Origin of the sequence: Bacillus sp. FSL K6-1366, assembly GCF_037976695.1 — a bacterium.
Lineage (GTDB): Bacteria > Bacillota > Bacilli > Bacillales > Bacillaceae > Bacillus > Bacillus subtilis.
This window is the reverse complement of the sequence record NZ_CP150268.1, coordinates 1523189-1534378: the sequence shown is the minus strand read 5'-3', so window position 1 is coordinate 1534378 and position 11190 is coordinate 1523189. Positions and strand designations below refer to the sequence as shown.

The window sequence follows — 11190 nt, the reverse complement described above, 5'->3', positions numbered from 1 at the left end:
CGGATTTTTGATTTATTGAAATTCTCTTGTAAGATTTTTCGGTGTTTGCCCTTGGATCGCTGCGAGCATATTTTCGGCGGCCTGTTTGCACATGTTGAAGCGCACTTTAGCTGTTGCTGAACCGATATGAGGAAGCAGCGTGACATTATCCAGCTGCAGGAGCGGATTATCTTGGGTGACAGGCTCTTTTTCGTATACATCTAAGCCGGCTCCCCTGATCCAGCCTTCCTGAAGAGCGCGAATCAGTGCTTTTTCATCAACTGTCTTTCCCCGGGAAATATTGACGAAAATTGCTGAATTCTTCATCAACTTAAATTCGCGTTCTCCTATCATGTGATAGGTTTCATCAGTCAGCGGCGTAATGAGAAGAATAAAATCAGATTGCTCCAGCAATGTATCAAGCTCTGCATACTTAACGCCGATGCTGTCTTCTGTTTCTTGTTTGCGATGTCGGTTATGATAAAGCACTTCCATATCAAAACCAAATTTGGCGCGTCTCGCTGCTTGTTCTCCAATTCTGCCCATGCCGATAATGCCTAGCGTTTGATGATGAACATCAATTCCGAAAAGCGCTTCCTCTTCCACGGTTCCCCATTTTCCTGCTCTGACAAAACGGTCCAGTTCGGCAACACGTCTGGCGGAAGACAGAATCAGTGAAAAAGCCAGATCTGCAACTGTGTCATCCAGTGTATAAGGTGTATGAGTCCCGACGACTCCTCTTTCTTTCATTGCTTCTATATCGAAGTTATCGTAGCCTACTGATTGGTTGCTGACCACTTTGAGCTTAGGCGCGTGTTCCAGCAACTCACGATTGATTGACGGTCCGGACGTCCCTGATGTTAAAAGCCCCTCCGCTTCTTTTAATTTTTCAAATAGCACGTCACTCGGAAGCGTATCCTCCTGCCATACTTCATAACGGCAATGTTCACCGATGAATGCTTCAATCTCTTCAGGAATCGGTTTTGTGATAAATACAAATGGTTTCAACAAGGCTCCCCCTTTATGGCTGTTGTCTAATTCATTATATCGAAAATAAATAGATGTTAAAAATATAGCTGCGTTTTTTTAATTTCTGGTTCTTTCGAACTTAAAATGAAGATCGAACAGCTAAATCTGCTTAAAAAAGTTTTTTAATTATCAGAATTCACCCATATTTTTTGTCAGACAAATCATCGATATACGAACTGCAGCCGGATTATAGGATGCATTAAATATAAATTTTATTATCTTTGAAAGATATAAATGTTTATGTTTTGATTCTACAGTCCAATTATAGTGTCTTTTTTTGAAAACCTTTTCTTGGCTTATTCCTATGCTATAATTCCTTACTGTAAGCTGGGTAAGAAGGCTTGCAAAATCATATGGATGGGAGATGAATCAAATGGTTTCTTTAACATCAATTTTGGAACACAATCAGCGGTTTGTCAGTGAGAAGAAGTATGAACCGTACAAAACGACAAAGTTTCCTTCGAAAAAGCTCGTCATTGTCACCTGTATGGATACAAGGCTTACAGAACTTCTTCCGCAAGCAATGGGGCTTAAAAACGGTGATGCTAAAATTGTAAAAAACGCGGGAGCCATCGTTTCTCACCCATTTGGAAGCGTGATGCGAAGCATACTGGTCGCGATTTATGAATTGCAGGCTGAAGAGGTATGCATTGTCGGCCATCATGAATGCGGAATGTCAGGGCTGAATGCGTCCTCGATTCTTGAGAAAGCAAAGGAACGCGGGGTGGAGGATAGCTGCCTGAATTTGCTGACGAGTGCCGGACTCGATTTGAAAACGTGGCTGACTGGTTTTCACAGCGTGGAAGAAAGCGTTTCCCACAGTGTGAACATGATTAAGAACCATCCGCTGCTTCCGAAAAAAGTGCCGGTTCACGGACTTGTCATTCATCCTGAAACAGGAAAACTTGATGTGGTCATTAACGGTTATGAAACTGAGCTAATAAACAATCACTCATAAGGGAGGTTATAACAAAATATGCGATTCTCAGGGAGATTCAAGGGATACAATTTACAGAAATTTCAGAAAGACTTAATTGCAGGTATCGTAGTAGGTGTCGTGGCAATTCCTTTAGGAATGGCGTTTGCCATTGCCTCGGGAGTCGAGCCCGAATACGGGCTGTACACTGTTGTTATAGCGGGGATTTGTATCTCTTTGTTCGGAGGATCTAAATATCAAATTGGCGGTCCGACAGGCGCCTTTGTCCCGATACTGTTCGGCATTATCATGCAGTACGGATTAGAGAATCTGCTGATTGCGGGGTTTATGGCAGGGGTAATGCTGGTGCTGTTTGGGCTGTTTAAGCTCGGAAAAATAATGAAATTTGTGCCTAAACCCGTTATCGTCGGTTTTACAGCAGGAATTGCCGTGTTAATCTTTACGGAACAAATCGCTAATTTTCTCGGATTGAGAAATGTTGAAAAACATGAGAACTTTCACCACAACATGTTTGAAATTGTGCAGCAGCTCGGCACCTTTAACGTGTATGCCATTTTGACAGCTGTGATCGGGCTCGTCATTTTGCTTGTATCCGCCAAGGTGATGCCTAAAGTGCCGGGCGCTTTGTTGGCGCTTCTTATTTCCACAGTGGTCGCGGTTGTCTTTTTCCCTGACCGCATGGCAACGATCGGGTCAACTTATGGAGAAATCCCCCGCCATTTGCCGGAATTTCAGTTTCCTGAGCTTACTTTGGATAAAATGGTTATGCTGTTTCCGGCTGCGCTTGTCATCGCGCTTCTTGGAGGACTTGAGTCGATTTTGTCCGCAATGGTCGCCGATAACATGAAGGGCTCAAAGCATGACAGCAACAAGGAGCTTGTCGGCCAGGGAATTGCGAATATGGCAGCGCCCCTGTTTGGCGGAATCCCGGCTACAGGAGCGATTGCGAGAACGGCGACCAATATAAAAAACGGAGCGGTTTCCCCTGTTTCCGGCGTCGTTCACGGCGTAGTCGTTCTCCTTGTCCTGCTTGTATTTGCGCCTTATGCGTCCCATGTGCCGCTCGCCAGTATGGCACCGATTCTCATGGTGGTCGCATGGAATATGAGTGAGCGCAAGGAAGTCGCAAACATGCTGAGACTGAAAAATGCTGATTCCTTTATTTTGGCGGCGACCTTCGCCCTTACGGTTCTGTTTGACTTAATCATCGGTGTGGCAACCGGATTGCTGCTTGCATTCGTGTTCTTTATCAGAAGAATGAGCGAAGCGACCCGCATCCACAATCAGGAAACGCATCCTGTTCTGGCGAAGAGAGAAGATCCATCTGTCAGCATGTATGCCATAGAAGGGCCGCTGTTTTTCGGATCAATTGATTCCCTTGAATCGTCATTGCTGGAGCATGTACAGAAAAAACCGAAAACCCTTATTCTGCTCATGAATAAGGTGCACTATATGGATACGTCAGCTGAAGCGGTGCTTGGGAACATTATGAATCGAATTAAGCGCCACAATGGAAAGCTGATGATTGTAGGATTGCAATCGCAGCCAAAGGAGCTGCTGCATAAAACAGGCCTTTTTCACAAAATAGGAAAGCAGCATTTCTTTGATCATCATGATGAAATCACAGGTTAAAAAAAGCGGCCATCGCGGCCGCTTTTTTATGCATGCTCAAATCGTTTTGTCAGTTTTTCTTGGTGTGCCTTCATGATGTCTTCTAAAGAGACACCATACATATCAGCAAGAATGGCGATATTTCCGATGACATCTCCCATTTCTTCAATCAATTCTTGTTTTTGCTCAGCGCGTGACGATTCTTTCTCATCCGGCCGGTCTCTGCCGATTTCATACGCCCTGACAGCCCGGGCCAGTTCTCCGGCTTCCTCCATTAAAAAGCCGACGCGAATAAAAGGTCCGTATTCTGTCCAGCCTCTTTTTTCGTAAAACTCTTTCATCCATTTTTCTGCATCAGCCAGCTCCAACCTCATCACTCCTGCATTCTTTATGTATTTCATATTGATATTATCACATGAAGATGGGACAATATATAGTGTGTTTTTGAATGTTTAACACGATATATAGATGCGGAGATGACAAGATGAAAACCATTTGTGTATTTGCGGGATCAAACCCTGGGGGAAATGAAGCGTATAAAAGAAAAGCGGCAGAGCTTGGCGTGTATATGGCTGAGCAGGGAATCGGCCTTGTCTATGGGGGCTCCCGCGTAGGCTTGATGGGCACGATTGCCGACGCGATTATGGAAAACGGCGGAACTGCAATCGGGGTCATGCCGAGCGGTTTGTTCAGCGGGGAGGTTGTCCATCAGAATCTGACTGAGCTGATTGAAGTAAACGGGATGCATGAACGAAAGGCTAAAATGAGCGAGCTGGCGGACGGCTTTATCTCGATGCCGGGCGGCTTCGGTACATATGAAGAATTATTTGAAGTGCTGTGCTGGGCACAGATCGGCATCCACCAAAAGCCAATCGGACTGTACAATGTAAACGGATATTTTGAACCAATGATGAAAATGGTGAAATACAGCATTCAAGAAGGGTTTTCTAACGAATCGCACTTAAAACTGATTCACAGCTCGTCACGGCCGGATGAGTTAATTGAGCAAATGCAAAATTATTCTTATCCGATTTTAGAAAAAAAGTGGACAGAAATTTAAAAAAGAGATTTTCTCATGGAAGTGGAGAGAATGAGTCAGCAACCTAGCGTATGAATCCATGAAAAATCGTGTTTTTAACAAAGTGAGGTTTCCTTAAGGAAATCTCTTTTTTATTTCTCTTTTGCCTGCATCGTATATTTAGCAGTAATAGAGGACTTTATCACTAGTTTGGATAATAAGCACAGATAAGGAGGGGATGAAAATGGCAACATTGTCAGATGTGGCAAAAAAAGCAAATGTTTCGAAGATGACGGTATCACGAGTGATCAATCACCCTGAGACGGTGACAGATGAATTGAAAAAGCTTGTTCATTCTGCGATGAAAGAGCTGAATTACATCCCTAATTATGCGGCGAGAGCGCTCGTGCAAAACAGAACACAGGTTGTGAAACTATTGATACTTGAGGAAATGGATACGACAGAACCATATTACATGAACCTGCTGACAGGAATCAGCAGGGAGCTGGATCGCAATCACTATGCTCTCCAGCTTGTGACAAGAAATTCTCTTAATATTGGCCAATGTGACGGCATTATTGCCACCGGCTTGAGAAAGACCGATTTTGAAGGTGTAATAAAAGCTTTTGAGAAGCCGCTCGTCGTATTTGGACAAAATGAAATGGGCTATGACTTTATCGATGTGAATAACGAGAAAGGCACTTTTATGGCAACCCGCCATGTTATGGGGCTGGGGGAGCGGGAAGTTGTCTTTTTTGGCATTGATTTAGATGAGCCTTTCGAACGTGCAAGAGAACAGGGGTATATACGGGCGATGAATAAAAGCTTTAAAAAATCGAATATGTTTCGGATCGACAACAGTTCTAAGAAAAGTGAAGGCCTTGCAAGAGAACTGCTGAAATCCATGGACAATCAGGCCGCATTTGTCTGCGCATCTGATCGAATCGCGCTCGGCGTCATTCGTGCGGCGCAATCCCTTGGAAAGCGAATTCCAGAAGACGTTGCGGTTACCGGGAATGACGGTGTGTTTCTTGATCGCATCTCCTCGCCGCGCTTGACTACGGTCAGACAGCCTGTTGTTGAAATGGGGGAAGCCTGTGCGAAAATGTTGCTGAAAAAAATGAATGAAGACGGTGCTGCACAAGGAAGTCTATTTTTTGAACCAGAGTTAATTGTACGAGAATCAACGCTGTAAGCGCCTTATTCTGTTATCGGTAACAGGGTGAAAAGGATTGTTCCCACAATTTCATCATGATACTTTCAAACTATGAGCCGGCCTCAATAAAACGGAAATCAAAGGGGGAAACATGATGGAATATGCAGCGATTCATCACCAGCCATTCAGCACAGATGCTTATTCTTATGATGGGCGGACTGTGCATATCAAGATTCGGACGAAAAAAGGTAATGCAGATCACATTCGATTCATTTGGGGTGATCCCTATGAGTACAACGACGGCAAATGGTCGGCAAACGAGCAGCCGATGAGGAAAATTGCTGCTACAGAAATGCATGACTATTGGTTTGCTGAAGTGGTGCCGCCATTTAGGCGTTTACAATATGCGTTTGTTGTAACAGACGATCATGAAGACATCTTTTTCGGAAGTTCGGGTGTATGCCCTTATAACAAAAAAACACTGGAAACGATTCATTATTACTTTAAATTTCCGTTTGTTCACGAGGCTGATACATTTCAAGCGCCTGAATGGGTCAAGTCAACGGTTTGGTATCAAATTTTTCCGGAGCGTTTTGCAAATGGAAGAGAAGACTTGTCACCGAAGAATGCATTGCCGTGGGGGAGCAAGGACCCGGACGTCAATGATTTTTTTGGAGGGGATTTACAAGGAATTGTTGACAAGCTTGATTATTTAGAGGATTTGGGGGTGAACGGCATTTATCTGACGCCGATCTTTTCCGCGCCTTCTAATCATAAATATGACACGCTGGATTACTTTTCTATTGATCCGCATTTCGGGGATCCTGAGCTTTTTCGTACATTGGTCAGCCAGCTGCATCAGCGGGGGATGAGAATTATGCTTGATGCGGTTTTTAACCATATAGGAAGCGCGTCTCCGCAATGGCAGGATGTCGTCAAAAACGGAGATCAATCCCGCTATAAGGACTGGTTCCATATTCACTCTTTTCCCGTCACAGACGACAATTATGACAGATTTGCTTTTACAGCTGATATGCCGAAGCTAAACACGGCTAATCCCGAGGTGCAGAAATATTTGCTTGATATTGCTTTGTACTGGATTCGGGAATTTGACATTGACGGCTGGCGTTTGGATGTCGCAAATGAAGTGGATCACGTGTTTTGGAAGACATTCAGGCAGGCTGTATCAGCAGAAAAGCCTGATGTTTATATTTTAGGTGAGATCTGGCATTCTGCCGAACCCTGGCTTAGAGGGGATGAATTTCATGCGGCGATGAATTACCCTTTTACAGAGCCTATGATTGAATACTTTGCTGACCAGACGATCTCAGCTTCACGTATGGCTCACCGTGTCAATGCACATTTGATGAATGGGATGAAGCAGGCCAATGAGGTGATGTTTAATTTACTGGATAGCCATGATACAAAGCGCCTTTTGACCAGATGCCGCAATGATGAGAAGAAAGCACGCGCGTTGCTGGCCTTTATGTTTGCTCAGGCAGGTTCTCCCTGCATTTATTACGGAACAGAAATCGGGCTGGACGGCGAAAATGATCCATTATGCCGGAAATGTATGGTTTGGGAAAAGGAGAAGCAAAACCAAGACATGCTGCAATTTATGAAACGGTTAATTGCTTTACGCAAGCAGGAAAACACTTTATTGACTGAAGGACATCTTGAGTGGAATCGGCTGGACGACAAAAATGATTTCATTAGCTTTTCGCGGACTCTTGATGAAAAAATACTGATTTATTTCTTTAATCAAGGGAATGTGGTTCAACACGTCAGTTTACGAGAGTTGAATATTGATAGGAATAAGAAAATCTGTGATGCATGGACAGAGCAGCCGCTTCATCATCACGATGTCATTACCGTTCAGTCGGGAGAATTTTTGATTTTGAGTGCTGCCGCCCCTGTATAACATTCTGTTATCGGTAACAAATCGAAAGTTGTTGTAACCGCTTTCTACAGGACAATACAATTGTTATAGTTTCGTAAATAGAAGGGGGAAAAGAGATGGTTCTTTTTAAAAAGGGGTTCGCCATATTGGCGGCATCATTTCTGGCAATCGGCCTTGCCGCCTGCTCAAGTTCAAAAAATCCAGCAAGCGCTGATGGCAAAAAGGTGCTGACTGTGTCTGTCGAAGAAACGTATAAAGAATACATTGAAAGCATAAAAACAAAGTTCGAAAAAGAGAATGATGTCACAGTAAAAATTGTTGAAAAGCAAATGTTCGAACAGTTGGAGGCGCTTCCTCTTGATGGCCCGGCGGGTAATGCGCCTGATGTTATGCTTGCTGCATATGACCGGATCGGCGGTTTGGGACAGCAAGGACATTTACTTGACATTAAGCCATCTCATACAAAAAGCTTTGGTGATAAAGAAATGCAGCAGGTGACAGTTGACGGCAAAGTGTACGGAATGCCGCTAGTCATTGAGACACTTATTTTGTATTACAACAAAGATCTTTTAAAAACAGTGCCAAAAACATTTAAAGACCTTGAAAAGTTAACGGAAGATCCTCGATTCGCGTTTGCTTCGGAAAAAGGAAAATCAACCGGATTTTTAGCAAAATGGACTGACTTTTATATGTCGTACGGCTTATTGGCTGGATACGGCGGATATGTGTTTGGAAAAAACGGCACAGATTCCGGGGACATCGGCCTGAACAATAAAGGAGCTGTAGAAGCGGTGAAATATGCGGAGAAATGGTTTGAAACATATTGGCCGAAAGGAATGCAAGACAATTCAAGCGCAGACGACTTTATTCAGCAGATGTTTTTAGAAGGCAAAGCGGCTGCGATCATTGGCGGTCCTTGGTCAGCTGCCAATTATAAAGTGGCTAAATTGAACTACGGAGCGGCTCCCATTCCGACATTGCCCAATGGAGAAGAATATGCCCCTTTTGCGGGCGGGAAGGGCTGGGTAGCTTCAAAATATACAAAAGAGCCCGAGCTGGCTGAAAAATGGCTTGAGTATGCTGCAAATGATGCCAATGCTTACGCTTTTTATGAGGATACAAACGAAGTTCCGGCCAACACGGCTGCAAGGAAGAAAGCCGATGAGCAAAAGAATGAGCTGACGTCGGCTGTGATTAAACAATATGAAACAGCGACGCCGACTCCAAATATTCCGGAAATGGCTGAAGTATGGACAGGAGCGGAAAGTTTGATTTTTGATGCAGCTTCAGGAAAAAAATCGACACAAACATCAGCGAATGATGCTGTAAACGTCATAAAGGAAAATATTAAAGAAAAGTATGTGAAATAAAACGGCGGGATAGCGTCCGGAAGAATAGAGGGCGGAAAAAAATGAATAAACATCACACACTTGCAAAGCAAAAACGAAAGGCAGGGCTTTTATCGATCATTCCAGGACTTGGGCAGATTGCGAATCAGCAATTGTCAAAGGGGCTCTTATTTCTTGCCATCACAGGCTTGTTTGCTTTTGAATTATGCGTTTTCGGTATACAGGCGCTAACCGGATTGATGACATTGGGAAGTGTTCCCGGTGAAGATCACTCGCTGTTTATGCTGATTGAAGGCACGCTGCAATTGATCGTGACAATGATTTTCCTCATGTTCTATATCTTTAATATTCATGATTCGCGTAAGACCGCCGCAATGAAAGCGGCGGGTTTGGAAGTCAATACAACAGCCAAGGATATGATCTGTCATGCGGGCGATAAAGGGTTTCCATATCTATTTACACTTCCGGCATATATCATGATGGTGTTTGTGATTATTTTTCCGGTTTTGGTGACTCTGTTTGTTGCATTAACAAACTATGATTTTTATCATATTCCCCCTAATCGTCTGATTGACTGGGTCGGGTTTAAAAATTTCTTAAATATTTTTTTCCTTGGCTCCTATCGTGAAACATTTGTGAATGTACTGGGCTGGACGGTTATCTGGACAATCTGTGCAACAACGCTGCAAATCATTTTAGGTATTGTGACGGCACTTTTCGTCAATCAGGATTTTATAAAAGGCAAGCGGATATTTCGAATGATTTTCTTATTTCCATGGGCTGTTCCGGCGTTTATTACAATCATGAGTTTTTCCAACATGTTTAACGACAGCATAGGAGCGGTGAATGCACAGGTGATACCATTATTCAATCACCTGCCGTTTGTCGAGCTGCCTGCGATCGCGTGGAAGACCGATCCTTTCTGGACAAAGACAGCCCTCATTATGATTCAAACGTGGCTCGGCTTTCCATATATATATGTCATGGTAACGGGAGTGCTTCAGGCGATTCCAGGTGAATTGTATGAAGCGGCAAAGATTGACGGGGCCACTTTTATTCAGCGTTTTCGGCATATTACATTCCCGATGATTTTATTTGCCACAGCACCCGTGATGATTACTCAGTATACGTTTAATTTCAATAATTTCTCGATCATCTATTTATTTAATGAGGGAGGGCCAGGCAGTGCGGGAGCCGGGGCCGGGTCGACCGATATCTTAATTTCGTGGATTTATAAACTGACAACAGGCACATCACCCCAATATTCCGTTGCGGCGGCTGTGACACTGTTAATTTCTTTCATTGTCATTGGAATTTCACTGATTGCTTTCAAAAAATCGAATGCTTTTGGCAATGAGGAGGTTATGTAGGTGAACGCGAGCACTGCCAGAATGCTTAATAAAATCTGTACGTATTTATTTTTGACGCTTTTAAGTATTGTCATTATATATCCGTTGCTGATTACGGCATCATCAGCCTTCCGTGTGGGGAATTCGGCGGCTTTTCAGCTCGATTTTTCGGGTTCTTGGACATTGGATCATTTTAAGCGGCTATTTGACGAAACGCTTTATCTCAATTGGTACAGCAATACACTTGTCATCGCGCTATCGGTCATGGTTTTGCAGGTTACGATTGTGACACTTGCCGGGTACTCGTACAGCCGCTATCGGTTTGCAGGCAGAAAAAAGAGCCTGATATTCTTTTTAATCATTCAAATGGTGCCAACAATGGCGGCGCTGACTGCTTTTTATGTCTTGGCGATGCTGATAGGCGCACTCGATCAATACTGGTTTTTAACAGCGATCTATATCGGCGGCGGAATTCCGATGAACACGTGGCTGATGAAAGGTTATTTTGATACTGTGCCGAGAGAAATTGATGAAGCCGCGCGAATTGACGGAGCGGGACATCTGAGGATTTTCGCTTCAATTGTTCTGCCGCTTGTTAAGCCAATGCTCGCGGTGCAAGCGCTTTGGGCGTTTATGGCACCGTTTGGCGACTATTTGCTGGCGAAATTTCTGCTTCGCTCACCGGAAAGGCTGACCATCGCTGTAGGATTACAATCCTTTATTTCTAATCCGCAGCAGCAAAAAGTAGCTCTATTTGCAGCCGGTGCCATCCTTGCCGCACTGCCGATATGCGTTCTATTCTTTTTTCTCCAAAAGAACTTTGTGTCCGGTTTGACGGCCGGCGGAACAAAGGGGTAATTCA

The 11190-nt window shown here is 43.9% G+C and carries 10 protein-coding genes; 8 read left to right on the top strand and 2 right to left on the bottom strand.

The annotated features are described in order from the left end of the window. Positions 1-12: 12 nt before the first annotated feature. Entirely contained in the window at positions 13-990 is a 978-nt protein-coding gene (locus tag MHI44_RS08120; protein WP_010886621.1) for a bifunctional glyoxylate/hydroxypyruvate reductase B, read from the bottom strand. Positions 991-1372: 382 nt separating this feature from the next. Here MHI44_RS08120 and MHI44_RS08115 point away from each other — a divergent pair, with 382 nt between their 5' ends. Beyond that, entirely contained in the window at positions 1373-1966 is a 594-nt protein-coding gene (locus MHI44_RS08115; RefSeq protein ID WP_010886620.1) for a carbonic anhydrase, read from the top strand. An 18-nt stretch (positions 1967-1984) separates the two neighbouring features. Next, positions 1985-3577, top strand: coding sequence for a SulP family inorganic anion transporter (locus MHI44_RS08110; RefSeq protein ID WP_003244488.1), 1593 nt, complete (start codon positions 1985-1987; stop codon positions 3575-3577). Positions 3578-3603: 26 nt separating this feature from the next. Here MHI44_RS08110 and MHI44_RS08105 read toward each other — a convergent pair whose 3' ends face one another. Next, positions 3604-3924 carry a MazG-like family protein gene (locus MHI44_RS08105; RefSeq protein WP_015714766.1) on the bottom strand — a complete coding sequence of 107 codons (321 nt, stop codon included), beginning with the start codon at positions 3922-3924 and terminating at the stop codon, positions 3604-3606. A 116-nt stretch (positions 3925-4040) separates the two neighbouring features. Here MHI44_RS08105 and MHI44_RS08100 point away from each other — a divergent pair, with 116 nt between their 5' ends. The 6 genes from MHI44_RS08100 to mdxG all read left to right on the top strand — a co-directional run bounded on the left by MHI44_RS08100 (position 4041) and on the right by mdxG (position 11186). Then, positions 4041-4616, top strand: coding sequence for a TIGR00730 family Rossman fold protein (locus tag MHI44_RS08100; protein ID WP_003228180.1), 576 nt, complete (start codon positions 4041-4043; stop codon positions 4614-4616). Between the two features lie 202 nt (positions 4617-4818). Continuing rightward, on the top strand, positions 4819-5769 hold the full coding sequence (locus MHI44_RS08095) for a LacI family DNA-binding transcriptional regulator (protein ID WP_044052450.1): 951 nt from the start codon (positions 4819-4821) through the stop codon (positions 5767-5769). 112 nt (positions 5770-5881) lie between these two features. After that, complete coding sequence (mdxD, locus tag MHI44_RS08090; protein ID WP_339203295.1) at positions 5882-7651, top strand: maltogenic alpha-amylase; 1770 nt, start codon at positions 5882-5884, stop codon at positions 7649-7651. Between the two features lie 95 nt (positions 7652-7746). After that, a complete protein-coding gene (mdxE, locus tag MHI44_RS08085) occupies positions 7747-9000 on the top strand; it encodes a maltodextrin ABC transporter substrate-binding protein MdxE (RefSeq protein WP_326248625.1) in 1254 nt (417 codons plus the stop codon). 41 nt (positions 9001-9041) lie between these two features. Further along, the gene (gene mdxF, locus MHI44_RS08080; protein ID WP_029318351.1) at positions 9042-10349 is read left to right on the top strand and encodes a maltodextrin ABC transporter permease MdxF; all 1308 of its coding nucleotides are present in this window, start codon (positions 9042-9044) and stop codon (positions 10347-10349) included. Next, entirely contained in the window at positions 10350-11186 is an 837-nt protein-coding gene (gene mdxG, locus MHI44_RS08075; protein ID WP_015251161.1) for a maltodextrin ABC transporter permease MdxG, read from the top strand. Positions 11187-11190 lie beyond the last annotated feature (4 nt).

What these genes read in the sequence shown, in the direction of transcription:
- mdxF (WP_029318351.1), top strand. Translation starts at nt 9,042, where the DNA reads ATGAATAAACATCACACACTTGCAAAGCAAAAACGAAAGGCAGGGCTT.
- MHI44_RS08100 (WP_003228180.1), top strand. Translation starts at nt 4,041, where the DNA reads ATGAAAACCATTTGTGTATTTGCGGGATCAAACCCTGGGGGAAATGAA.
- mdxD (WP_339203295.1), top strand. Translation starts at nt 5,882, where the DNA reads ATGATGGAATATGCAGCGATTCATCACCAGCCATTCAGCACAGATGCT.
- mdxE (WP_326248625.1), top strand. Translation starts at nt 7,747, where the DNA reads ATGGTTCTTTTTAAAAAGGGGTTCGCCATATTGGCGGCATCATTTCTG.
- MHI44_RS08115 (WP_010886620.1), top strand. Translation starts at nt 1,373, where the DNA reads ATGAATCAAATGGTTTCTTTAACATCAATTTTGGAACACAATCAGCGG.
- MHI44_RS08095 (WP_044052450.1), top strand. Translation starts at nt 4,819, where the DNA reads ATGGCAACATTGTCAGATGTGGCAAAAAAAGCAAATGTTTCGAAGATG.
- MHI44_RS08110 (WP_003244488.1), top strand. Translation starts at nt 1,985, where the DNA reads ATGCGATTCTCAGGGAGATTCAAGGGATACAATTTACAGAAATTTCAG.